Below are 24,962 nucleotides of genomic sequence, written 5' to 3' on the forward strand. Positions count from 1 at the left end.
ATATTTTGAACTTATTTTTAGGAGGTATATTATGGCTCAACTACTTGGCTGGAAAAAAGGCGACTGGGGTGCATACTTCGGACTGCTTGCCAATAATCTTACAAACTTCTTTACCATGGCGGGACTTCTGATTTTTACCGTTGGCATGCCTGCGGAATTTGTCTATAAGAGAATTGCTCCTGGTTTCGGACTTGCCATCTTCATTGCAGGTTTTTTCTACTGGTATGCAGGAAAGAACCTGATGAAGAAAACAGGACGTACGGATGTCACTGCGCTTCCATCGGGGCCTAGTGCACCCTCGATCTTCATCGTAGTGTTTATGGTCATCATGCCTATCGCAAAATCCACTGGAGATGTGTACTACGCTTGGCGTGTAGCTCTTGGCTGGTGTTTCCTGGAAGCGCTCATCGAACTTTCCGGCGCATTCATTGGAGACTGGCTGAGAAGAATCATCCCAAGAAGCGTTCTTCTATCCGCTCTTTCTGGACTGGGACTTCTGCTTCTTGCTATGAACCCAATCCTTCAGTCCTTTGAAGCACCTTATGTAGCATTTGTTGTGATCGCTGTCATCTTCATCAACTGGTTTGGTAAGAAAGCGGTATTCCCTAAGATTCCTACAGGATTCCTGATCCTTGCCATCGGTACTGTACTGGCTTGGCTCTTTGGACAGATGGATGCTTCAGGCATCACAGAAGGTCTGAAGCAGGTTGGCTTCTCCTTCCCAATTCCACAGTTTGGAGATCTTTTCAAAGGCATCTCCCCAGCGATGGTGTTCCTGATTTCAGCGATTCCACTGGGCGTTACAAACTTTATCTTCACCCTGGAAAACATTGAATCCGCTTCTGCAGCTGGCGATGACTTCAACGTAAGAAACATCATGCTGGCCAACGGAATCTCCTCCATCATCGGAAGTTTCTTTGGTTGTCCTTTCCCAACCACCGTATACATCGGACATCCAGGCTGGAAATCCATTGGTGCAGGTATCGGATATACCTTAGTCACTGGGTTCACTGTATTTATCATCAGCATCTTAGGTCTTGGTGGCCTCTTCCTGGGCATCATTCCACTGAGTGCTGTATTCCCAATCCTCTTCTACGTAGGAATCGTTGTAGCTAGACAGGCTGCCAATGAAACACCAAAGATTGAACTGCCTGTTGTGTTTGTATCCCTCTTCCCATGGATTGCCAACTGGGCTCTGACTCTTGTGAACAACACCTTGAGCGCAGCTGGAACCAACGCTGGCGCTGTAGGACTGGAAGCCTTCACCAAGGCAGGCGTGTACCACAGAGGCCTGGTCGCTCTTGGAAGCGGCGCACCAATATCCAGTATTGTCTGGGGATGTCTTGTGGTCTTTGCCATCAGAAATGACTCCACAAAAGCCATCATCACAGCAGTTACTGCAGCAGTCCTAACCTATACAGGTGTTATCCACTCCCCTGGCGTAGGATTTGGTCTGCAGCCAGAAATCACCGTCGGATACCTTCTCATCGCTGGTCTTTTTGCCTACAAGTTCTTTGCAGACAAGAAGGGCCTGGCTGGAGAAACAGATATGCCGGATCAGACCGCTTAAGAAGATACAGAAGATAAAAGATGAGGAAGGAAGCCTTCATATGAAAAGGCTCCTTCCTCCCATTCCAAAAGTAAGGAGAAATGACAATGAATGACGAATTACTGCGCCAAGCAGGTCTTGAAAACATAGAAGAAGTGGCACGGCTCATTGAAGAGGGTGCATTCATCGATGTACAGGACAAAGACGGGCGTACTCCACTGATGATTGCTGTTCAGAAGAACAATCTGGAGCTGGCTACGCTTCTTATGGAAAAAGGAGCCAATCTCAACATCCGAGACAACACCATGCTGAGTCCTTGGCTCTGTGCAGGAGCCAACGGGTTCCACAGAATTCTGGAGAAGGCTCTGGCGTTCTCACCAGATCTGAAGTCCGTAAACCGCTTTGGCGGCACTGTGCTTCTTCCAAGCTCTGAAAAAGGATACTTAAAGACCGTAGAAGTGGGTATTAAGGCAGGGGTTCCTGTGAATCACGTGAACGATCTTGGCTGGTCCGCCCTTCAGGAAGCAGTGATCCTTGGTAACGAAAGCTTCCTGTACAGTGATATTGTAAGAAAACTCATGGAAAACGGAGCCCGTCCCCATGATGTGGATCACGATGGCAACAGCCCCATAGAAGTAGCCCGAAAAAGAGGAAATGAGAAAGTCCTTTCTATCTTAGAGCAAAGGGAGCCAAAGAAGGTTCCTGCAGTTTTGGAAGCAAGACGTCTTATTGAAGAGAACCATTATGAAGAAGCGCTGAAAGTGCTGGATACCCTGGTGAAGGAAGAGAAGACAGCTTTGGAAGCCTACTACCTGAAAGGGTATGTGTACACTCTGAAAGTAGAGTATGACAAGGCTCTGGAAGCTTACCTGGAAGGGGCGAAGCTGCCAAAGGCACTTCCTGAATTCTACTTCTACACTGCAAACACCTTAAGACTTATGAAGAAGAGCGAAGAAGCCCTTCGAGAGTATGAGAAAGCCATCGAGATGAATCCACAGGACTTCTTCTACAGATACCACATGTCCAACTACTTGAGAGAACTGGGCATGCATGAAGCAGCGGTGAAAACCATGGATGATCTTCTGGAACTGGATCCACCACGGTATGACTACTGCTTCCACAAGGCAAACAGTTTGAGATCTCTAGGACGTCATGAGGAAGCGGTGGAAGCCATGGACAAAGCCATTGTACTGGATAAAGGAAACTCTCTTTATGTATTCCACAAGGCGCAGTCACTTCATCTTCTGGGACGTCTGGAAGAAGCAAAAGAGCTGCTGAACCTGGCGCTTTCCATGAAGCAGTCTCCTGTATATGAAGCAGAGCTTTCCAGAGTGGAAGAAAAACTGGAAGCCCGATAAACCTTATTTTTTAAAAGCATAGCAAGTAGAGGAGGACATAGAGATGGAAGCCCTGAAGATTCATGATGCGCTGGACAGACTGCTGACTCAAGGACCCATCAGGGGCCAGGTGCACAGTGTGTTTCAGAAAGCGCTGAATATCATTGATGAGGAGAACCATCTCTATACCCTGCTCACTTCTGAAATGGATGACGGACCTCTGGCCGTTACCTTATCCCTGAAGAGCTTCGAGGAGTCTCCTTTTATAAAAGATCAGAGGATCCTCATGACCAGAGAAGAGATTAGCATTCCAGGGCATCGCATACCTTTGGAGAATGCTTCCCGGTTTTCTCTCCTCTTTCCTCCCTATGACCCATCCCCCTGGTGTTATAGATTGATACAGGAAACAGAAAACATACTGGAGAGAGAAAATCAACACGGAGATTCCCCATATGAGAGAGCTGTGGAAAAACTGCTTCATGAACGGCTGATGGATCTTACCGATGCCTTCCAGAAGAAGGATGAAGATCAGATTCTCTCGTCTTCTAAAAAGCTCATTGGGCTTGGACCTGGGCTTACCCCCAGCGGAGATGATGTGCTTCTTGGCATGATGCTCGTACTAAACCTTCCGGGAAATCCATATGAAAAATATCTGCCGCTTTTTGACCAGGTGCTTTTAGAAGCCCGGGACGAGACAAATCTCTTGAGCTTCCATGGCCTCGCAAGAGCACGGGAAGGCTTTGTACGGAGGAATCTCCTGGATTTCATAAAGGCCATTCTGAGAGATAAGGAGATTGAAAAAGAAAGAGAACAGGTTAGATCAATTGGACACACTTCTGGCCAGGATATTCTTTTAGGAGTCCTGAGCTTATTAAAAATATGTTTGGAAAAGGAGAAATGAAATGGCAATTAAAACCATCATCAAAAAGAACACTTATTTTGATTCTGTATCCCTTATGGCACTTTCTACCAAAGCCAATGGTGTAGAAGGCGTCAAGCAGGTGAACATCGCCATGGGCACCAGCATGAACAAGGATGTTTTAAAGAACACAGGTCTTCTTCAGAAAGAAGCAGAAGAGGCAAAGCCTGGAGATCTTATGATCGTCATCGAGAGTGAGGAAGGCTACGATCCAGAAGAGCTTCTCGTAAAAGTAGAAGAAGTCATGCAGAGAAAAGAAGTGCAGGGCGAAGAGAAGGATCTTACTTACAGCAGTGTAGAAGCCGCTGTAAAGCACCACAAGGATGCTAAGGTTGCTGTAATTTCCGTACCTGGCGCTTACGCAGCAAGAGTGGCAAAGAAAGCCATCCGGGAAGGACTTCATGTCATGATGTTCAGTGACAACGTGACACTGGAAGATGAAATTGAACTGAAGAAAGAAGCGCATGAAAAGGGTCTTCTTGTCATGGGACCAGACTGCGGTACCGCAATATTAAACGGAAAAGGACTTTGCTTCGCCAATGAGGTAAGACGCGGATCCATCGGAATCGTTGCAGCTTCAGGAACAGGCGCACAGGAAGTCAGCGTTCGTATCCATGACTTTGGCGGCGGTGTTTCCCAGCTCATCGGAACTGGCGGAAGAGACCTGTCTAAAGAAGTAGGCGGCATCATGATGCTGGACGGCATCAAAGCACTTCAGGAAGATGAGGACACCAAGATTATCATTCTGGTTTCCAAGCCACCCGCAAAAGAAGTTGCAGACAAGATTTATGCAGAAGTACAGAAGAGCGAGAAGCCTGTAGTCATCTGTTTCCTTGGGGGAGACCAAAAGGAAATCGAAGCTTCAGGAGCGATTTATGCAAAGACCACCAAGCAGGCAGCGCTGAAGGCTGTGATTCTGTCTGGTGTTCCAGAAGAAACCATCAACAAGCATTCACTCAATATGCCACTCATTGAAGAAATCAAAGCTAAGCTGAATCCAGAGCAGAAATATGTAAGAGGCCTCTTCTGTGGCGGAACCATCTGCCAGGAAGTTGCATACCTTGTAGAAGAAGCTGTTGGACCTGTATACAGCAACATCTCCAAGAAGGAAGCTTATAAGATCGGACCTATGGAAGTAAGCAAAGAGCATACCTTCATCGATTTTGGAGATGACAGCTTCACACAGGGAAGACCTCATCCAATGATTGACCCATCCTTAAGACTGGACCGTATTGTGAAGGAAGCGAAAGATCCTGAAGTTGGCGTCATTGCCATTGATATGATCCTTGGATACGGCGCTCATATGGACCCAGTGGGTGCTACTCTTCCTGCCATCAAGGAAGCAAAGGCCATTGCAGCAAAAGAAGGCAGACATCTGGAAATTCTAGCATTTGTATTAGGAACTGAGCTGGATCCACAGGTCTTTGATGATCAGGTGGAAAGACTCATGGCAGAAGGTGTGACCATTTCCAGCAGCAGTGAGAACACTGGACTCTTATCCAGAGGATTCGTGTCAAAGGAGGAAAACTAATCATGGTAAAAATCAACGAATTATTCAGCAGTGACCTGGAAGTTGTCAACGTAGGACTGGAGATGTTCAAAGAAGATCTCAACAGCCAGGGGGTAAAAGTATCCCAGGTGAATTTCATGCCTCCAGCAGATGGAGATGAAGAAGTGCTGGCAGCACTGGACTATCTGGATACTCCAGGAATCCGCGAAAAGATAGAAGCAGCAAACAAAGAAGTGGTAGAAAAAGTAGTTTCTTCCAGACCTGTACTCATTGGCTTTGATCAGGCGATCAACGTCATTCCAGGAATGAAGAAGAACATGATCATCCATGCAGGCCCACCAGTGGCTTGGGAAAACATGTGTGGTGCCATGAAGGGTGCGGTGACAGGAGCGCTTGTTTTCGAAGGATTGGCAAAAGATATTGCTGATGCAGAGAGACTGGCAGCTTCTGGAGAGATTGAGTTCTCTCCATGCCACGAGCACAGCACGGTAGGATCCATGGCAGGAGTCACCTCTCCTTCTATGTACGTGCATATCGTAGAAAACAAGACCTACGGAAATGTTTCCTATACAAACCTCAGCGAGCAGCTTTCCAAGATCCTCAGAATGGGTGCCAATGACGAAAGTGTTATTGAAAGACTCATCTGGATGAGAGATGTACTTGGACCAATGCTGAAGGAAGCCATGGAGATTGCAGGAGAAATCGATCTGAGACTTCTTCTTTCCCAGGCGCTACACATGGGAGATGAGTGCCATAACAGAAACGTAGCAGGTACTACACTTCTTATTCAGGCACTGACCCCTTATCTGGTGCAGACCAGCTTCTCCACCAAAGACAAGGTGGATGTGTTCAACTTCGTGGCATCCTCTGACTACTTCTCCGGACCTACATGGATGGCTCTGGCGAAGAATGCCATGGACGCTGCCCACAATGTGGAATACAGCTCCATTTTGACCACCATGGCCAGAAATGGATATGAGTTCGGTATCCGTGTCAGCGGACTGGAAGGCAACCAGTGGTTCACTGGACCCGCTCAGGTGGTTGTAGGACCTCTCTTTGCAGGATTCAAGCCAGAAGACTCAGGCCTTGATATCGGAGACAGCGCCATCACAGAAACCTATGGCATTGGCGGATTCGCTATGTCCACAGCCCCAGCCATCGTTTCCCTTGTTGGTGGAACTGTAAATGACGCCATCAACTACACCAAGAAGATGGGTGAAATCACCAACACTGAAAATCCAAATGTGACCATTCCAATCCTGAACTTCCAGGGTATTCCAACTGGAATTGATCTGAGAAAAGTTCTGGAGACAGGTGTTCTCCCACTCATCGATACTGCCATTGCTCATAAAGAGCCTGGTATCGGTATGATTGGAGCAGGTGTTGTAAATCCTCCAATGGAGTGCTTCAAGAAGGCAGCCCTGGCTCTGGCGAAGAGAATCAAGGAACTGGAAGCATAAGATCGTTTTTTCCCTCATAGACCATGCCTCTCATTTCAAAACCCCATTCTTTCAACGGAGATTTTCGAAAAAGAATGGGGTTCTTTTTTTTTACTGGAATATTCAGGTGAAACAAGAAGTCTCCTGCTTAAGGTTTTAGCTTAAACAGGAGACTCATGCTGTAAAATAGGAAGAAGCGTCGAAAGAATTAAATCAAGGGAAGGAATATCAGATTTCAAGGTGGAATTGGAAAAGACGCATCTCCCAGGGGTTTACCCTTTTATGATACAGCAGGTAAAGGTTACATCCTAGACTTATTTTGTATGAAATGAATATTTATGCAAATATTGTGAGATTGATTTTTTGAAGGGCAAATACTGAGAATCTGAAAAAAACACCAAAAGAAACTTTTTGAAAACCAAGGTGTTTCTTTTGGTGAATCAACGTATTGGATAAAAGTTTTATGACGTGTTTAAAGTGAGAGTTTGTGTTCCTTAGTTAAAGATATATGTGGTTTCTAGAGGAGATACTAACCTCTCAGCACCTGAAGATCTGGACCACGGCCTTCTAACATGTCCTTCACTCTACGTCCGATGATGGTATTGTAGAGTGGGTGAGTCAGAATATAAAACTGATTTTCCTCTATGGCTGTGAGTACACTCATACCGATGGAATCAATGGGCATTCCTGTTTTGATGACAAACTCTGCTCTTTTCAGACCTGCAAAGTAGGAAGGACTTTGATAGTAGGGATCACTTTTGTCATTAAACCGTTCTGGGCGATGACGTTCATAGTTGTGAAGATCTGTTTGTACAAATCCTGGACAGAAAACTGAGAGTTTTATTTTGGAGCCAATGGCCTGAAGGTCGAAGCTGGTGCTTTCTGTGAGTGCCACACTGGCATGCTTTGTAGTATGATAGGCCGGCATCCCATTGGAGGTGATAAGGCCTGCCACGGAGGCTACATTGAGAATATGGCATTCTGTATCCTGTTTCAGCATGAGAGGAATGACCTTTTTCATAGCATAAACTTGGCTCATGATATTGGCAGAAACAATCCATTCCCAGTCCTGAAGAGGTAGTTCCCAGACAGGTCCTGATATAGCAACTCCAGCATTATTGACAAGAAAGTCGATCTGCCCAAAAGTCTCAATAGTACTGTCTACGAGCTTTTCTACTTCTTCGGATACTGTGACATCTGCGTGTAAAGTGAGAACCTCTGCCCCGGCTTTACGAAGAACCTCGGAAGCCGCTTCCAGGTCGTTTTTGTCGATATCGTTTAGTGCCAGCTTCATACCTCTAGCTGCACATTCTTTGGCAATTTCAAACCCAAACCCATTTCCTGCACCTGTTATAAGTGCTACTTTATTTTTAAACTCTTTCATCTTTTTCTCCTTTACTCCATAGAGGTGAAAGCGAAGGCTTCCTGATAGCCGTCTTTGATCGCTTCTTGAATTCTACCACCCCGGTTGGCATCGCCGATTACACGAACGTTATTAAATGACTGCCTGAAAGCAGCCACTTGGTCCCTACGTGGACTTACTCCTAAGGCAAGAACTATCGTGTCAGCTTCTACGAAGATACCTTGAGAAGTCCGTTGGTTCATAAGCATGACACCCTGGTCAGATATTGACAGAAGTTTATGATTGGGCAATAGTGCAGGATTGAATTTCTTAAACCGCATCATAAGATCGATAAGAATGGTGCGGTTGATGCCAGGGCCAATCTCCTTCTGCATTTCTACTACAGTTACAGGATGTCCTTTCTCTGCAAGGACTTCGGCGGTCTCTAAACCAGTAAGCCCTGAACCGATGATGAGAACTCTTCCTACGGGTTTCACCTTTCCAAGAAGAACATCTTCTGCTTTCTGAACGTTATCTTTATCAATACCAGGAATGGGAGGTATAGAAGGAGAAGCACCCACAGCAACGAAGACGCAGGATGGATTTAGTGCTTTCACATCTTCCACAGAAGCTTTCTTTCCTAATCGGACTTCTACAGAGCTTGCTTCGATTTCACTAATTAGACCATCATTCATAGCTTTGACTTTATCCTTTAAAGGGGCCTGATAGGCAACATTTAATGTTCCCCCCAGATGATCCTTTTCCTCAAAAAGAACCACCTGGTATCCTTTCTTGTCAAGGACAAGCGATGCCTGCATCCCGGCAGGACCGCCGCCGATGACTGCAGCTACTTTTCCGCCACCGTTTTTCTCCAGTGAGCTAAACTCCACTTCTCTTCCCAGTGCACCATTGACCGTGCATTTAATATGTCTGCCCTGGTTCAGTTCTGCGAAGCAGTTGAGGCAGCCGATGCATTTCCGGATTTCATTGCTTCTTCCGGTGGAGGCTTTATGAACAAAGTAAGGATCTGCAAGATGTCCTCGGGCAATACCGATAAAGTCACAAACGCCTTCTTCCAAAAGCGCTTCAGCGGTCTCAGGATCTTTTATGTTATTGACTGCGATTACTGGAATTTTGACATTTTTTCGGATTTCAGAAGCCAGATGTTTTTTCCAGCCTTGTGCATAGGAGCCAGGTTCAATGATGGTGATTGCACTTTCGTAGATTCCTGAACTGATATTTAGAGCATCTATGCCATAGCTTTCAAGGGTTCTAGCAATTTTCACTGAATCAGGAAGGCGTAACCCTCCTTCTACAAACTCATCTGCACTCAGTCTGACAGAGACAGGAAAGTGTGTACCGCACATATATTTGATGCCTGTGATGATTTCAGAGAGAATTCTGATTCGATTGTGGAAGCTTCCACCGTACTTGTCAGTCCTATGGTTGGTATAGGGAGACAAGAACTGATTCAAAAGATATCCGTGTGCAGCATGGATTTCCACACCGTCTGCGCCTGCAGTTTTCGCGATAACTGCCCCTTTGATGAATTTTTTTACTAGCGATTCACATTCTTCTGTTGTCAGTGCTCTTGGCATTTCTCCAGTGACTTTGCACATGACTTCGGAGGGGGCAACAATCTGTTTTCCACCAATGAGGGCGCTTTTTGTTTCTCTTCCTGGATGATGCAGCTGGATAAAAACCTTCGTACCATATTTTTGGATGGAAGAAATCATCCGCTCAAGGTGAGGGATGTGTCTTCCTTCTGTTACAGAAAGCTGGTTTGGGGTACCGACACCATACTCCTCATCAATTCTGGCGATTTCTGTGATGATCAGGCCTACACCGCCTTTTGCACGTTCTTCGTAGTAGCGGGAGATGACTTCTGTAGCTTCTCCATTCGTATTGGCTAGATTGACTCCCATGGCGGGCATGACCACACGGTTCTTGAGATAAAGTCCACCTATGGAACCGGGACTTAATAGATGTTCATAATACATGTTGTTCCTCCTTTAGATTGCTTGTTTGGCATTTTGCACATCAGAGAGCTGATGATGTAGAGTCCACTTGATTAATAAAACTGAGGATCGTCTAGAATTAACTCAAGCTTAATAATAGTGAAACATCTTACAATTCATGCTCAAATCTGATTGTGACAATAATAACAATATCTGTTACAATAATAACAATCAATGAAAACAATATCTATGTGAGCTTTGTAAGAAAGTAGTTGGAACAAATTGTGCAAAGAGCACAATGGAACTACAGGAGGGATCAGTATGAAAATAAGTGAGATAATGGAAGAAATCAGAAGAAAGACAAACGTTTTAACAATAGAAGAGTGGATTCTGGAAGAAGACATTGAAGAGGTCATATATGATCAAGAAGGTGCAGAGAGGGAAAATGCTCTGTATTTTGAAAAGGCATCTGAAGAGATGTCTCTGACGAAAGCTGCTGTGTTTTTCTTTGTTTTGGAGGAGCAAAGAGAGATGCTCAGGCCGGTTCTTAAAAAGATGAAGAAAGAAGGGAGAAGCTATTGTGTTTTTCCACTTTCTCTTTACAAGGAGATTTATGAGGTAGTTAAAGAACTCATGTGGATGGAGCTGAAATCAGATCGGTTCATACTAGAAGTAGTTGCCGATGTTCTGAAAGGAGAGAATCTTGATGTAGTACTTGGAAAAATGGAAAAGAGGCTGAAAAACCCCCTCATCGTCATAGATGCAGGTTTTAAGATCATTGGATGGTCAAAGGGGATAGAGGTGACAGATCCCATCTGGTCTGTAAACATTGGCCGAGGGTACTGCAGTTATGAGTTCATCAAAGAGGTGCATAAAATTGAAGCGCTTTCTCCATTCCCTAATAGCTCAGAGCCTTTTGAAGTCGTCTGCACCGCTTCCCCTAACCGTAAGATTTGCACCAAGATTTATGATAAAGGGATCCTTGTGGCATATGTGATTCTTCTAGACCTTCATGGCACAGATGCTGGATATAGGCGTATACTAAAGCAGTCTGCAGGAGTCCTTTGTGAAGTTTTGAAAAAATCCGAGCATCATGGGCAGCTTTTTGCATCTCAGAAAGAATCTCTTTTTTTAGATCTTCTTCGCGGAGAGAATGGCGAGCATATGGATCATAGACTGAATATGCATAGTCTCCACTTTACTACGCCTAAACTACTTTTGTCTGTCCTTCCTGCAAAACATCTTTTAGATCTTTCCGCAGAGGGACATTTGAGAGAAAAGCTGAAAGAGGTTTTTCCAATGGCTTTTATTTGTGAAGAAGAAGGCCTTCTTTATATCCTCTGCGAAGAAGAGGAAGGAGGCAAGCTTTGTGAAAAAACAGAGAAAAAGCTTTCTGATCTCACCTTAAAAGGAGTAGAGAATATTATCATCTCGAGAAAGATTCAGAAGTCAGAAGAAGTAAGGGTTGCATTTCATGAAATTTCCAGAGTCAGGGAAGCTGCAGAGATACTAGGCGAAAACAAATATCTTTATTATTTTCAGGAATATATGATCTATGTCCTTCTCCTGGAAATAGAAAAAGGCACTTGGAATAGATTTGTGCATCCAGCCCTCGATATACTGAAGAATTTTGATGGACATACTCAGGGAGAACTCTATAAGACCCTGGAAACATATCTTTCCTGTGAGAGCCAAATGTTGCTTACAGCAGAAAAGCTGAGTATTCATCGGAACAGTCTGAGTTATAGATTGAATCGAATTATAGAACTTACAGGAATATCTTTAGATAGCGAGGTGGAGAGATTTTCATTAAGAATCTCCTTTAGAATTGATCAATTAGCAACTGGTATTGAATCAAAACATAAAGTTTTGTCGTATACTTAAGAGGGGAAATGTAATAGGGAGGAGATTTAAGATGCCGTTAGAACTGATTAGAGAAGATATCACCAGAATGAAGGTAGATGCCATTGTGAATGCAGCCAATGAAAGCCTTTTAGGCGGTGGCGGAGTGGATGGAGCCATTCATCGTGCCGCAGGCAGCGGTCTTCTTGAGGAATGCAAAGCCCTGGGAGGATGCAAAACCGGTGAAGCTAAAATTACCAAAGGATATGATCTTCCAGCAAAATACATCATCCATACGGTGGGGCCAAGATATCAGGATGGGACCCATGGAGAAGAGGAGCTTTTAAAAAGCGCCTATAGAAACTCTTTACAGATTGCAAAGGAGAAGGGTTTCCATAGCATAGCCTTTCCTCTGATTTCTGCAGGGATATACGGATATCCAAAGAAAGAAGCCATGAGGATAGCGGTGGATACCATCAGGACATTTCTCATGGAAGAGGATCTAGTGGTGTATCTGGTGCTTTTTGATAAGGGAGCCTTCCTTCTTTCCACAAACCTTTATGATGCTGTAAAAAGCTATGTGGATGACCATTATGTGGAGGAAAAAGAAGGATATTTCAGTCGGGGCAGAAAAGTCCAAAGCAGAGCCTACCAGACGGAACTTATGAAAGATATGCCTGTGATGGGGGTAGAGGAAGCAATCCGCGTTCCAGGAAAGGACAGAAAACTGGAGGAGCTTCTCCATAGAAAGGAAGAGACATTCAGCAGAATGCTTTTAAGGCTCATCGATGAAAAAGGGTATACGGATACAGAAATTTATAAACGAGCCAATATGGACAGAAAACTGTTCTCTAAAATCAGAAAAGATGAAGACTATCAGCCCAGCAAAAAGACGGTGCTGTCTTTGGCGGTGGCGCTCTATCTCTCCATGGATGAAACAGAGGATCTTCTAAGAAGAGCAGGATATGCTCTTTCAAGAAGCAGCAGGTTTGATCTCATTCTTTCTTATTTCATCGAAGAGGAGAACTATAATATCTTTGAGATCAATGAGGTGCTCTTCACCTTCCTGGAAACGACACTCACCACTTCCTGAAGATGTCGCTTTTGAGGCGACCCCATCCATTCAGAAGTCCTGTATGCTAAAAGTATCAAAACATACGGGAGGAAATACTCATGAAAAACAATTACACAGAACTGGTCTTCATTCTGGACAGAAGCGGCAGCATGGCAGGACTAGAGAAGGACACCATCGGTGGATACAATGCTCTTCTTGAAAAGCAGAAGAGAGAAAAAGGAAAGGCAAGAATCACCACAGTGCTATTTGATGACCGGTATGAGCTGCTCCATAGAATGATGCCACTGAAAGAAGTTTTGCCACTTACAGACAAAGAGTACTTTGTAAGAGGTTCCACAGCTCTTCTGGATGCAGTAGGACTCACCATCAGCGAGATGGTCGCGGTACATAAGAGTGAAAAACCGGAAGATAAACCGGGAAAAGTACTCTTCGTCATTACCACAGACGGATATGAGAATGCCAGCAGGGAGTATACCCAGGAAAAAGTAAGAAAGATGATTGAAACACAAAAGAAAAAGTATGGTTGGGAGTTTCTGTTTTTAGGAGCAAACATCGATGCGGAGGCAGCTGCAGAGCAGTATGGAATCAGTAGAGACCGTGCAGTGACATACCATGCCGACGAGGAAGGTACAAGACTCAATTATACGGTCATCAGTGAAGCCGTAAGCAGTATGAGAAACAGCAACCAGATGGATCCCAACTGGAAAAAGAAAATTGAGGAAGACTTTGAGAAGAGAAAAAAAAGACCATAGAATCATGAGGTTTTGGGAGAAAGATGCAGGTTCATCTTCTCCCTCTTTTTTTTGTGAACATCTATTGAATATCATAGGTTTTTTCATGCTATCCTAGTATAATATAAATAGTATTTTATACACCGTACGTGGAAGGATTTTAATCTTATGAAGGAACAGAATTTAATGAGTCTTGAGGAGTTCATCACTGCGCTTCAAGCACTGCCCTATCCAGCAGCACTTATATTGGAAAAAAATAAAGAAGAAGTCTTTTTTCTCGGAAGAAATCGGGCTTTTTCTTCCTATCTGGAAATTCCGGAAAATAAGGACACGCTGCCGGAAAGAAAGAACTGTCTGGATGTACTGAATATCCAGCTGGAAGAAAAGAGCAGGCACCCGCTCATTCATCACGGTGGACATACCTTTCCCCTTAGAACAAGGACTGCGGAAGGGAAGTTTATGTCCGTCACCGCCAGAATTATCCCAATAAGGGAAGAGGAGGGAGAAGTGCTGTCTTTATTTCTGCTGGAAGACAAAAGAGAGCAGGACAGGCTTCTTCAGAAACTGAATAAAATCCATCTGCAGTATGATGCATTTTTTGAACAGAGCCCAGACATCCACTACCTCATCGATACCAGAGGATATTTTCGGGAGATGAACCTTAGAGGGGTGGAGTATTTTAAAAGATCCAAGGAAGAAATCATCGGTCTACATTATCTTGAAGTGATTCACGAACTGGACCATGGACTGGTCAATGAGTATTTCAGAAAAGTTCTTGAAAAACAGGTAGCCCAGGTGGAGCTTCGCTCCGTAAGTAAAACTGGCGATGTGGGATATCTTGATATTACCGCCATCCCTGTCATCATCGAAGGGGAAGTCATGGAAGTCTTTGGCATCGCCAAAGATATCTCGAAAAGAAAAGACATGGAGATTGAGCTGTTGGAGAGTGAAGAGCGCTACAGGTCTCTTTTTGAGGACAACATTGATGCAGTGGTTACCTATGATCTGGAAGGGAACTTTCTGCATCTTAACAAAGCCACGGAGGATCTCATGGGCTACTGCGCAGAAGAACTCATTGGAAAGCCTTTTCTTCCTTTTATTGTGCCAGAGTACCAGCAGTTTACCTTGAAGGAGTTCTCCAAGGTTCTGAATGGTCACTCCATCCGTTACGAAACTGCCATGTACAATAGAAAACAAGAAGTGGTGCATCTTCATATCACCGTAATGCCTCTCATCATCGGGGGAGAAATGAAAGGCATCCACTGCATTGGAAAGGACATCACCAACCGGAAGAATATGGAGCGTTCCCTGAAAAAGGTAGCTTATCAGGATCATCTGACCCATCTGCCCAATCAGCGAGCTATGATGGAAGATTTTGAGCGTCTTCTGGAGGATGAGGCGAGGATTGGCGTTCTGGTTCTGGATCTGGACCGTTTCAAGTCCATCAATGACAACTGGGGTCATGAAGTGGGAGATGAGCTTTTGAAGGCTGTGTCCCAAAGACTTCTTTACCATGTCCATGAACGTAGAGCAAAGCTCTACCGTTATGGTGGGGATGAATACATTTTTCTTTATGGATTCACAGAGCGGAACGAAGTGGAGTCCTTTGCTGAGAATCTGCAAGCCCTCTTTAAAGATCCTTTCATCATTCATTACGCTGAAGTCAGCGTGTCTTCCAGCATTGGAATCAGCACATATCCGGAAGATGGAGAAGATCTGGAGACACTGCTTAAAAAGTCAGACAACGCTATGTATTATTCCAAGAAAACAGGAAGAAACCATGCCACCTTCTATGGAACAAAAGGCATGGAGAGGGAAGATGAGGCTCTGCGGATGGAGCTTCTGCTGAAAGAAGCCATGAAAAAAGAAGAGTTTTCCCTGGTGTATCAGCCTCAGGTGGAGCTTTCAAGTGGCAGGATCACGGGAGTGGAAGCCCTTCTCAGATGGCACAGTCAGGAACTGGGCACGGTTCCACCCAATCAGTTCATCAAAGTGGCGGAAGACAGTGGTCTTATCATTGAACTTGGCAACTGGGTGACAAAGAAAGCTCTTTCAGATTTAGCCAAGTGGAATCAGTTGGGATATCAGCTGGAAATGTCGGTGAATATTTCCACTCATCAGTTTTACCATCCCGAGTTTCTACTTTGCCTAGCAAGAATGATTCAGGACGAGAAAGTTCCACCCAGCCAGCTGGTGCTGGAAATCACAGAGTCCATTGCTTCCCATGCGGAAGTAGTGTTGAAAGAGCTGCAGAAGATTAAAGAGATGGGACTGAAAGTCGCCATTGATGATTTTGGCACTGGATACAGTTCTCTCAAATATCTTAAGGATTTCCCCATCGATTACTTAAAAATCGACAAGTCCTTCGTGGATGGGATTGAAGAGGATGATAAAAGCAGGGACATCGTGTCCACCATCATTACCCTGGCTCATAATCTGGGGCTGCTCACGGTGGCAGAAGGGGCAGAAACCAGAGAGCAAGTGGATTTTTTGAAGATGGAAGGCTGCGACAGTGTTCAAGGGTATTATTATGGAAAACCCATGACAGAAGCTATGCTGTTGGAGTTCTTAAATAGGGTCCAAGGTTCATAAAGAGTGATGATCAGTAGTCAGCAAGAAGCAAAGAATAAAGGAGGATGCAAGGATTCTCCTTTCTTTATATTAGTCTAGAATCTCTATCCAATTTTTTTCTGTCCGAAGGATCTGCGCTTCACTCATTTTTCTCAGTTCCCGTGATACAGAAGTTCGTTGAACCCCCATTTTTTCTGCCAGAGCTTTTTTGGTCATTGGCAGAAGAAAGGGGTTTCTCTTTTGTTTTTTCATCTCTATTTCAAAGTATCGCAGAAGCTTCTCCCGCAGTGGCTGGCCCATATAGTTTCTAACCGTATGGCTTAAAGAAGAAGCCTGATTGTTGGAGAAAGAGAGGAAGGAACGGAGTATCACCGGATGGGTCGAGAGAATTTCAAACAGATTTTCTTTTTCAATGGCTAAGATCGTAACATCCGTTTTGCAGGAGGCGGTCATGGGATAATAAGGATACGCTGTATAAAGAAGATTTCCGCCTAGGATATCCTGTTCCTTCAGTTCAAAAAGAGTGAGGATAGTACCGTCTTCACTAATTCGGTCTATGGTGATAACACCTGAAAGAACAATCTCAAGATGTGTGCAATGTTCTCCTTCAAAATGCAGTACACTGTTTTTTTTATAGTCTTTTCTGAAGAAGAACTGCCTCGATATATAGTTGGACCGCTCAGGGTCCGTTAAACTTTGAAAAAGGGGCAGCATTTCTAATAGTTCCTTCATGATAAAATCTCCTTGTAGTATCTCTAACCAGGTGTGACCACAGGTCACACCTTTTTTGTAATTATATCTGTATCATGGGAGGAAATCAAAGAAATTAGGAGTGAGGGAATGCGTAATTGGAAAAATTATGTGCGATGGTTATTTTTTGGTCTTTTTCTATTTATCATTGCGCAGGGGAAGATGGTTCTGTGGCTTATTATTTTTGCTGCCAGTCTTCCGCTGGCTTATTATTTTGGACGGCTTTACTGTGGGTATATCTGCCCCATGAACACGGTCATGAAGCTTTCGGAGAAGATGTCCGGGAAAATGAAATGGATCCCGAAAGAAGCGCCCAGATGGCTCTCCAGCGGAAGGATGCCTTGGGTTTTTCTTTTTCTTAGTTTAGGGTGGATGGTGTTCTCAAGAACTGTGCTTGGGAAGAATCCTCCCGTACTTCTGATCTGGCTTCTATTATCGGTGGTGATTACACTTTTTTATAAGCCTTCTGTCTTCCATAATTTCATCTGTCCTTTCGGAGTTCTACAGAAAGCATTCAGCAGGAAGCCCTATCTTTCCTATAAAGTAGTGGAGAGTCAGTGTATAGGCTGCAAAAAATGTGAAAAGGTGTGTACTTCAGCTTCCATTGAAGTGCTGAAAGCGAGTAATAAGGCATGTATCACCACTTCATTGTGCCTTCAGTGCGGAAACTGCAAACAGGTATGCCCCAAAGATACTATTTTTTATCAGAGCCGTTGAAGCACTTATGAGAAATAATCCAGTCACTAAAGTCTGGGAATGTGAATGAGAACTGAATAGATAAAAAAGTAAAGTGAGGAAATAGATGAATCGAATTTTTGCTGCTATTGGAAGACGTATTGAAAAGAATCCGTTTAAAATACTGATTGTTTCTGTACTTATATTTGTTGCCCTTATAACTGGAGCAAGGGTCATCCGAATGGCTACAGGCAATGAAACCCTTGTGGATACAGACCATACGGTATACCAGTCCAATGAGAAAATGGAAGAGACCTTTGGGGGGGATTCCGTTCTTATTCTGTTCCAAGGAGAGAAGGAGGATCTGCTGGGTCTAGAAACTCTGGAGAAAATGTTTGAGCTGCAAAAGCGGTTTGAATATGAGGAAGAAGTAAGAACCATTCTGAGTCCCGCTGCAGTTCTTCATAGTATGACGGTGAATGGCAGTGAAGAGCTGAAAGAGAACCTTCTTGTCATGGGTGAGGGACTGGGAGAGATGGGAGAGAAAATTGAAGAGGTGGGACATACGCTAAAAAGCAAAGATGTTATGGATCCACAGCTGATGGGCGAAAAGCTTGATGGTCTCCGTGGAGTATCAGATCATTTCAGCAAGCTCATCACCGGTCAGGAGAATATTGCTGCAGGGACTGTGGGTCTCCAATCTGGACTTTCAGAAGTTTCCGAGGGACTGGCCCATCTGTCCATAAAGCTAATGGAATTCAGTTCGTTATCAGAAGAGAATCCGCAGCTAACAGAAGGGCTCCGGATGGCGTCGGAAAGTTTGAAGAAAAGTGCGGAAGGTCTTACCATCATGGCAAGCAAAACTGAGAATCTCAAAAATGGAGCGGACCAGACTGCTACAGGCTTAACAGAAATCGAAAGAAAGCTTTCAGGAGAGCTGAATGAGATGAAAGGGGCGCTGTCTGATGGTGTAAACCCAAAAGAACTGGAAGAGATGGCGGATGGGTTTCTCCTTATGGGAGAGAACTTAAGTCAGATTTCTGAAGGTCTTCTTACATTTTATGATAAAAGTAGTATGATGAAAGCGTCTTTCCCAGGAACCGAGACAGATCTGAAGTCCATGCTGTATGATGAGAATGAGAAAATCCGATCTGTTTTCCATGAAGTGCTACCCAATGATGAGAGTGCACTGATGGTATTGAAGCTGGAAGGAAATCTCACGGATGCGGAAAAGGATCAGATGGTAGAAATTGTGATGGAAGCAGTAGAAAAAGAAGAGCTTTCGAACCTCACAGTGACGGTATCTGGAAAACCCGTTCTGGACAGTGCTTTAAGAAGTGAGATGAAAAGTAATATGGCCAGGATGGTGGGCTTTGCAGTGGTCATCATGCTGGGGGTACTGGTGCTGGTTTTCAAAGTGGAATGGAGAGCGCTCAGCTTAGCCATCATACTCATTTCAGTGCTGGCTACCTTAGGGGTTATGGGCTATCTTTCCATACCTGTGACCATGGTGTCCATGGCTGTATTTCCCATACTCATTGGGCTTGGCATTGATTACTCGATTCAGTTTCACAATAGATTCGAGGAAGAAGGATCTGTGGAAACAACACTGAAACATATGGGTAAGGCTGTATTTATTGCTGTGGCGGCCACTGTTCTTGGATTCGCCTCTCTCTATATCTCTCCGGTGCCGATGATCCGGGACTTTGGAAAGATGCTGACCGTTGGTGTGACCATCAGCTTCATTGGAAGTGTTGTTGTTCTAATGCCGGTTCTTTATTTAAGAAATAAGAATAGAGGCGATAGAAGCGGTGCCATGAAGAAGAATATCAAAGAAAAAGGAAAAGAAGGGGTATTAGACAGATTTCTGAAAAGAACCACAGAACTTGTACTTAGGGCATCTGTGCCTGTGCTTCTCCTGGCGTCTCTGTTGGCAGCCTCTGGTTACTATCTGGATCAGAAGATCGGAGTGGAAAGCAACATAGAAACCTTTATGCCACAGGAGATGGAAGCGCTGGAGGATATCAAGACTCTCCGCCAAGTAGTGGGATCCACGGATCAGATTGCTCTTTATATGGTGTCGGAAGACTTTATGACAGAAGAAGCGGTGGCTTTTCTTCAAGAGACAGAAGAAAAGCTTCTTAGCAAATACCCGGATGAAATTGTTTCGGTGGGATCCTTAGATACATTAATTTCAAACTTTCAAGACCCTGGAGTGATGAGTCATAAAGAGTACACGAGCCAGGTGGAAAAACTCCCGCAGATGCAAAAAGAGATGTTTCTCAGTGAGGATCGGACGAAAGGATTGCTGCTTCTAAATACAGTCAGTATGAGTGCAGAAGACCTTCAGATTTTCACGGAAAATCTTGCGGAGGATATTGCGGATGCGCCTTATGATATTTATGTGACTGGAAAAGGTGCTTTAGACGTGGAGATGGTGAAGGGACTGACCTCTGGTAGAATGGAGATGACACTTCTCGGGCTTGGACTTGTGTTTCTTGCACTGCTTCTCGTCTATAGAAACATCATGAAAGCATTCATTCCGATGATTCCAGTTCTTGTGATCATTGGAATCTCCAGTGGGCTCATGTACTATCTTGGCATCCAGTATACCCCGATTACTGCAACCATTGGTGCATTAGTTCTTGGGATGGGGGTTGAAATGACGATTATGCTCACGGAAAGATATCTTGAGGAGAGACTCATGGGGAAGGGTAAAAAAGAGGCCATGATTCATGGAGTCTCCACCATCGGCAAAGCCATTGTCGCTTCAGGACTGACCACGGTGGGCGGATTCTCGGTGCTGATGCTGTCTGATTTTGTCATATTGAAAGACTTTGGACTAATGACCGTGATCAATATTTCACTGGCACTTCTCAGTACCCTTGTGGTGCTGCCACCTGTTTTAGTACTATTTGATAGATTTCTCTTCAGCAAAAAAGAAAAAGAAATCTGGGACATCTGAAGAACAAGAAAGCCATCCTTTTGAGGGTGGCTTTTTTCACATAGTATAAGGTTGAGTTGGAAGAAGAAGATTCAAGGATCTACTTCCAAAGAAGGCACAAGTTCTGATTCTTTTGAAAGCCTCACCTGATTTCTTCCCATAGCCTTAGCGGTGTAGAGGGCGTCATCCGCTCTTTTGTAGAGTTCATTGAAGGACTCTCCAGGTTGCTTTTCTGCAACACCTAAACTGATAGTAAGAGGTCTTTTCAGTCCAAAATCTGTAAGTTCCACAATCCTTCGGGCACGCTCAGCAAGGTGCTCTGCTGTTTTTAGGTTGCTGTCATAGAGGAGAATAATGAATTCTTCTCCGCCAAGTCTTGTAACCGAATCCTCTTTTCTGAATGTGGTTTCCAGCTTCCTTGCCAGCTCCTGAAGCACCTCATCTCCTTTGTCATGACCAAAATCATCATTGACGGATTTAAAGAAGTCGATGTCCAGAATGATCATGGAGGTTGATTTACCGCTCTTTTCTAGAAGGAGGATTTTATCTTTTGCAAATTTGTCGAGATAATATCTGTTTTTTAGTCCAGTGAGGTGATCTATGGTTACCTGATTTTTCAGGAAAGCATTTTCCGCCTGCTGCTCCCGGATAAAGTAGAAGATACTGTAGGTGAATACCACAGCTTCCGTTAGAACAGCTGTAAAGATCATCAGACTGATATTCACATGGCTTTCAATGTATGCCAGTAGGCTCAGGCTTTGAAGGATTGAGGAAACCATGAGCACAAAGGTGGCGAAGGGAATCCAAACGGAGAATCTGATCTTGCGCATGGAAGTATACAGTGCCGCCAGGAAAATATAGAGATAGGAGATACTTACAGCCACTGAGGTGATGAGCATTTCCCGATCGTGGTCAGTCAGAAGAATGAAAAATGCAGAAAGAGCCGTGACGGCCAGAGCTCCTTGATAGAGCTCTCTAAAGAGGACGCCCTTATTTTTCACTTTCAGGTAGTCATAGAGGAAAAAATACATGAATACCAGTGCCAGCATCTGAAACTCCTCATAATAGAAACTGGTACCCATATCATACATCCGGTTTCCGAAGGATGTGTAATAGTAGAGAGAAAGGGTGGTGAAGAGCTGAAACAGACCATGGAAAAGATAGGACTTTTCTTTGAAGATATAATATAGTATGACATTTACGAGGAATATGATCAAAAACACAGTGAAATGCACCGAAAAGAAGAGAGACAGCCGGTTTTCGAAGATGGAAAAATCTTCATAGAGCATGGTCCTGAACTCAGGATTGACAACTGGTCCATTAATTCTGATGAAGATGGGCAGCTCCGCATCTATGGAGGAAGGCATATGGGCAAAGGCGTGAATACTTCGTCCACGGACTTTTCCGGAGGATAGCACTTCTGTATTCTGATAAACGGTCATTTTTCCTGTGAAGATGGGAAAATAGATGTCATAGTCCCGAACATAGGGATGTTCTGAGAAAATCGCATAATCCTGCTTCAGCACATTACTTGGAATTCTGATCCACATGGCTTCACCAGTGGCTGCCGTGCTGTACTTCTCGTCGTCAAATTTACGGAAAATTTTCGCCTGCTGGACTTCTGAAAGTCTTAAGGAGGAGCCGGTGGTCAGATATTCTGCATGAAGCGTGAGGTCTTGTGATTGACTGCGCCATAAACGCCCCTCCAGGTTTTGCAGCCAGGAAGGGTAAAAAGCAAGCAGTATCACATAGAGACTTACCGCAGCAGTAAAAACTGCAGCCAGCCCAAAAGAGTTCCCAATTTTTTTCTTCATTTTTAACACTTCAATCCACCGGGTTTTCACCCTACTCCCTTAATTTCAGAAAAATCCATGATTTACTATAATAATATCGGAAATCCCATGGGGGTTCAATGAAAATCAACAGAGGTGCAGGTTTTGGAAAGATTCTTCCCGTTTCTGAATGTGCGGGTGACCAAAGATGGAACGGATCAGTAAAGGTTTACGAATTTCAGATTCTGTGAGTATTTTTCATCAGTTCTTGAAATATTTATCGTATGGACCCACAGTCATTCAAAAAATAATGATAATCTTGAGGGTTTTACGAAATACAAACTGCACTTTTGAGGGTTTTTCATCCGAGGATATGAATATCCTATGGGGATATGAGGATTTCCATAGTATAATAAGTGAAATAAGGAATTTGTTATGATTTGGGGGCGTTACAATGACAAATGAACTGACTGGAAGCGAAGTGAAAACCATAAGAGATCTGGATTATCTGACACTGCTGGCCAAGCAGTATCCGACCATAGACGCGGCAACAACAGAAATCATCAATCTGCAGGCGATTCTGGACCTGCCCAAAGGTACGGAACATTTTCTGTCAGACATCCATGGGGAGTTTGAGTCTTTTCGGCATGTGCTGAAAAATGCATCCGGGGTTATCCGCAATAAAATCAATGATCTTTATGGTAACACCTTAAGAGAAGCAGAAAAGAGAGCTCTAGCGACGCTCATCTATTATCCCAACGAGAAGCTGGATATGCTGGACATCAATGAAAGAGAACTCAGCGACTGGTATAAAGTCCACCTGTTCAGGCTCATAGAAGTCTGCAAGAGAGTTTCTTCCAAATACACCAGGTCAAAGGTGCGTAAAGCCTTTCCAAAGGAGTTCGCTTATATTCTGGATGAACTTCTAAATGAGAATGAAGACCGAATCAATAAGTATGACTACTATAATAAGATCATTGACACCATCATTGACCTGGACAGATCCAGAGCATTTATTGTAGCCATCTGTAATCTCATCCAGCGGTTTGCTGTGGACCGTCTTCATATCATTGGAGATATTTATGACAGAGGTCCTGGAGCGGATATCATAATGGATATGCTGAAAGAGTACCACTCGTTAGATATTCAGTGGGGGAACCATGATATGATCTGGATGGGCGCTTGTGCGGGCAATGAGGCTCTCATTGCAAATGTTATCCGAATCACCGCCCGATACAACCATCTTGAACTTCTCGAAGACCGCTATGGCATCAATCTTTTGCCACTGGCGACCTTCGCCATGGATACCTATGGAAATGAAGAACTGAAGAATTTCATGCCTAGAGGTGTGGAGATCACAGAGAAAAACCAGCGGGAAATGGAGATGGTGGCTAAAATCCACAAGGCCATTTTTCTCATCCAGATGAAGCTGGAGGCCGAAATCATTTACCGTCATCCGGAGTATGGAATGAATGACCGGATGCTTCTGGATATGATCGATTATGATAAAGGAACCATCCTTGTGGATGGGGTGGAGTACGCTCTCAATTCCAAGGAGTTCCCAACCATAGACCCCAAGAATCCTTTTATCCTCACAGAAGAGGAGAAGGAGATTGTGGACCGCTTGAAGAGAAGCTTTATGAACTCTTTAAGGCTCAATGACCACGTGAAGCTTCTCTACTCAAAGGGCAGCATGTACAAGGTGTTCAACGGCAATCTGCTTTTGCATGGCTGCATTCCCATGGAGGCCAATGGTGACTTCATGCCCATCATGATTGATGGAGAAGAATACCACGGGAAAAGAGCATTGGATGAACTGGAGAGACTGGCGAGGCAAGGATACTTCAATAATGATCCAGTTCTTCGGGAGAAGGGACTGGATGCCATGTGGTATCTCTGGTGTGGACCTGCATCACCACTCTTTGGGAAGAAAAAGATGGCTACTTTTGAGCGCTATTATATTGAAGAGAAGGAAACCCATGCGGAAGAGAAGAATCCCTATTATAAAGACCGCGAAAACATCAAATGGATTGAAAAGATTCTGGAGGATTTCGGTCTCGATATTGAAACCTCTCATCTTATCAACGGACATGTGCCAGTGAAAGTAATGAAAGGGGAAAGTCCCATCAAGGCAGGAGGGAAGCTTCTGGTCATTGATGGCGGATTTGCCAAAGCCTATCAGAAGGAAACAGGTATTGCCGGTTATACCCTCATCTACAATTCCCATGGGATGAATCTTGTGAGTCATGAACCTTTTGAATCTACAAAGAAAGCCATTATAGAAGAGAAGGACATTGTCTCCACGGTGATGGTTCTTGAGAGTGTCACCAGCAGAAGACGGGTGGCAGATACGGATACGGGATTTGAGCTGAAGTCCCAGGTGGAGGATCTTCTTCAGCTGGTCAATGCCTACAGAAAAGGCTACATCAAGGAAATGATCCAGACAGCCTATATCAATGAGACCAAACCATAGACAAAAGGAGAACCCCGAAGACAGGTGTCTTCGGGGTTAAAATATTTGAAATATACAAAAAAGAGAAAGTATATT

16 protein-coding genes are annotated in these 24,962 nt (G+C 44.2%); 12 read left to right on the plus strand and 4 right to left on the minus strand.

Annotated elements, in window-relative coordinates; all coding sequences use genetic code 11:
• Positions 1-31: 31 nt before the first annotated feature.
• The 5 genes from DEF30_RS02350 to DEF30_RS02370 all read left to right on the plus strand — a co-directional run bounded on the left by DEF30_RS02350 (position 32) and on the right by DEF30_RS02370 (position 6,775).
• Entirely contained in the window at positions 32-1,570 is a 1,539-nt protein-coding gene (locus tag DEF30_RS02350) for a hypothetical protein (protein WP_294096098.1), read from the plus strand.
• Positions 1,571-1,656: 86 nt separating this feature from the next.
• Complete coding sequence (locus tag DEF30_RS02355) at positions 1,657-2,907, plus strand: tetratricopeptide repeat protein (RefSeq protein WP_294096100.1); 1,251 nt, start codon at positions 1,657-1,659, stop codon at positions 2,905-2,907.
• 43 nt (positions 2,908-2,950) lie between these two features.
• Positions 2,951-3,787: a DUF2877 domain-containing protein gene (locus DEF30_RS02360; RefSeq protein WP_294096102.1), complete on the plus strand. Its 837-nt coding sequence runs from the start codon at positions 2,951-2,953 to the stop codon at positions 3,785-3,787.
• Position 3,788: 1 nt separating this feature from the next.
• Positions 3,789-5,336, plus strand: coding sequence for an acyl-CoA synthetase FdrA (gene fdrA, locus DEF30_RS02365; protein WP_294096104.1), 1,548 nt, complete (start codon positions 3,789-3,791; stop codon positions 5,334-5,336).
• 2 nt (positions 5,337-5,338) lie between these two features.
• A complete protein-coding gene (locus tag DEF30_RS02370) occupies positions 5,339-6,775 on the plus strand; it encodes a DUF1116 domain-containing protein (RefSeq protein WP_294096106.1) in 1,437 nt (478 codons plus the stop codon).
• A gap of 508 nt (positions 6,776-7,283) precedes the next feature.
• Here the strand turns inward: DEF30_RS02370 and DEF30_RS02375 are convergent.
• Both DEF30_RS02375 and DEF30_RS02380 read right to left on the minus strand, forming a co-directional pair.
• On the minus strand, positions 7,284-8,138 hold the full coding sequence (locus DEF30_RS02375) for an SDR family NAD(P)-dependent oxidoreductase (RefSeq protein WP_294096107.1): 855 nt from the start codon (positions 8,136-8,138) through the stop codon (positions 7,284-7,286).
• 11 nt (positions 8,139-8,149) lie between these two features.
• On the minus strand, positions 8,150-10,096 hold the full coding sequence (locus DEF30_RS02380) for an FAD-dependent oxidoreductase (protein ID WP_294096109.1): 1,947 nt from the start codon (positions 10,094-10,096) through the stop codon (positions 8,150-8,152).
• A gap of 279 nt (positions 10,097-10,375) precedes the next feature.
• Here DEF30_RS02380 and DEF30_RS02385 point away from each other — a divergent pair, with 279 nt between their 5' ends.
• From DEF30_RS02385 to DEF30_RS02400, 4 genes are all read left to right on the plus strand, one after another.
• Positions 10,376-11,938 (plus strand): PucR family transcriptional regulator, encoded by a 1,563-nt coding sequence (locus DEF30_RS02385; RefSeq protein WP_294096114.1) that lies wholly within the window; start codon positions 10,376-10,378, stop codon positions 11,936-11,938.
• A gap of 31 nt (positions 11,939-11,969) precedes the next feature.
• A complete protein-coding gene (locus tag DEF30_RS02390; RefSeq protein WP_294096115.1) occupies positions 11,970-12,989 on the plus strand; it encodes an O-acetyl-ADP-ribose deacetylase in 1,020 nt (339 codons plus the stop codon).
• An 80-nt stretch (positions 12,990-13,069) separates the two neighbouring features.
• Positions 13,070-13,723 (plus strand): vWA domain-containing protein, encoded by a 654-nt coding sequence (locus DEF30_RS02395; RefSeq protein WP_294096116.1) that lies wholly within the window; start codon positions 13,070-13,072, stop codon positions 13,721-13,723.
• 147 nt (positions 13,724-13,870) lie between these two features.
• Complete coding sequence (locus tag DEF30_RS02400; protein WP_294096118.1) at positions 13,871-16,294, plus strand: bifunctional diguanylate cyclase/phosphodiesterase; 2,424 nt, start codon at positions 13,871-13,873, stop codon at positions 16,292-16,294.
• A 69-nt stretch (positions 16,295-16,363) separates the two neighbouring features.
• On the opposite strand, the gene DEF30_RS02405 is transcribed toward DEF30_RS02400, so the two are convergent.
• Positions 16,364-17,005, minus strand: a complete 642-nt coding sequence (locus DEF30_RS02405) for a Crp/Fnr family transcriptional regulator (RefSeq protein ID WP_294096120.1) — start codon at positions 17,003-17,005, stop codon at positions 16,364-16,366.
• A 108-nt stretch (positions 17,006-17,113) separates the two neighbouring features.
• On the opposite strand from DEF30_RS02405, the gene DEF30_RS02410 reads away from it, so the two are divergent.
• The gene (locus DEF30_RS02410; RefSeq protein ID WP_294096122.1) at positions 17,114-17,740 is read left to right on the plus strand and encodes a 4Fe-4S binding protein; all 627 of its coding nucleotides are present in this window, start codon (positions 17,114-17,116) and stop codon (positions 17,738-17,740) included.
• 85 nt (positions 17,741-17,825) lie between these two features.
• Complete coding sequence (locus DEF30_RS02415; protein ID WP_294096124.1) at positions 17,826-20,663, plus strand: hydrophobe/amphiphile efflux-3 (HAE3) family transporter; 2,838 nt, start codon at positions 17,826-17,828, stop codon at positions 20,661-20,663.
• A 71-nt stretch (positions 20,664-20,734) separates the two neighbouring features.
• Here the strand turns inward: DEF30_RS02415 and DEF30_RS02420 are convergent, their stop codons facing one another.
• Positions 20,735-22,456, minus strand: coding sequence for a diguanylate cyclase (locus tag DEF30_RS02420; protein ID WP_294096126.1), 1,722 nt, complete (start codon positions 22,454-22,456; stop codon positions 20,735-20,737).
• 412 nt (positions 22,457-22,868) lie between these two features.
• Here DEF30_RS02420 and DEF30_RS02425 point away from each other — a divergent pair, with 412 nt between their 5' ends.
• On the plus strand, positions 22,869-24,887 hold the full coding sequence (locus DEF30_RS02425; protein ID WP_294096128.1) for a fructose-1,6-bisphosphatase: 2,019 nt from the start codon (positions 22,869-22,871) through the stop codon (positions 24,885-24,887).
• The last annotated feature ends 75 nt before the right edge of the window (positions 24,888-24,962 follow it).

Source organism: Proteiniclasticum sp., assembly GCF_003514505.1.
Lineage (GTDB): Bacteria > Bacillota > Clostridia > Clostridiales > Clostridiaceae > Proteiniclasticum.

Coding starts and splice junctions, on each gene's coding strand:
- DEF30_RS02360 (WP_294096102.1), top strand. CDS start 2,951: ATGGAAGCCCTGAAGATTCATGATGCGCTGGACAGACTGCTGACTCAA.
- DEF30_RS02425 (WP_294096128.1), top strand. CDS start 22,869: ATGACAAATGAACTGACTGGAAGCGAAGTGAAAACCATAAGAGATCTG.
- DEF30_RS02400 (WP_294096118.1), top strand. CDS start 13,871: ATGAAGGAACAGAATTTAATGAGTCTTGAGGAGTTCATCACTGCGCTT.
- DEF30_RS02395 (WP_294096116.1), top strand. CDS start 13,070: ATGAAAAACAATTACACAGAACTGGTCTTCATTCTGGACAGAAGCGGC.
- fdrA (WP_294096104.1), top strand. CDS start 3,789: ATGGCAATTAAAACCATCATCAAAAAGAACACTTATTTTGATTCTGTA.
- DEF30_RS02405 (WP_294096120.1), bottom strand. CDS start 17,005: ATGAAGGAACTATTAGAAATGCTGCCCCTTTTTCAAAGTTTAACGGAC.
- DEF30_RS02370 (WP_294096106.1), top strand. CDS start 5,339: ATGGTAAAAATCAACGAATTATTCAGCAGTGACCTGGAAGTTGTCAAC.
- DEF30_RS02420 (WP_294096126.1), bottom strand. CDS start 22,456: ATGAAGAAAAAAATTGGGAACTCTTTTGGGCTGGCTGCAGTTTTTACT.
- DEF30_RS02410 (WP_294096122.1), top strand. CDS start 17,114: ATGCGTAATTGGAAAAATTATGTGCGATGGTTATTTTTTGGTCTTTTT.
- DEF30_RS02385 (WP_294096114.1), top strand. CDS start 10,376: ATGAAAATAAGTGAGATAATGGAAGAAATCAGAAGAAAGACAAACGTT.
- DEF30_RS02350 (WP_294096098.1), top strand. CDS start 32: ATGGCTCAACTACTTGGCTGGAAAAAAGGCGACTGGGGTGCATACTTC.
- DEF30_RS02390 (WP_294096115.1), top strand. CDS start 11,970: ATGCCGTTAGAACTGATTAGAGAAGATATCACCAGAATGAAGGTAGAT.
- DEF30_RS02375 (WP_294096107.1), bottom strand. CDS start 8,138: ATGAAAGAGTTTAAAAATAAAGTAGCACTTATAACAGGTGCAGGAAAT.
- DEF30_RS02380 (WP_294096109.1), bottom strand. CDS start 10,096: ATGTATTATGAACATCTATTAAGTCCCGGTTCCATAGGTGGACTTTAT.
- DEF30_RS02355 (WP_294096100.1), top strand. CDS start 1,657: ATGAATGACGAATTACTGCGCCAAGCAGGTCTTGAAAACATAGAAGAA.
- DEF30_RS02415 (WP_294096124.1), top strand. CDS start 17,826: ATGAATCGAATTTTTGCTGCTATTGGAAGACGTATTGAAAAGAATCCG.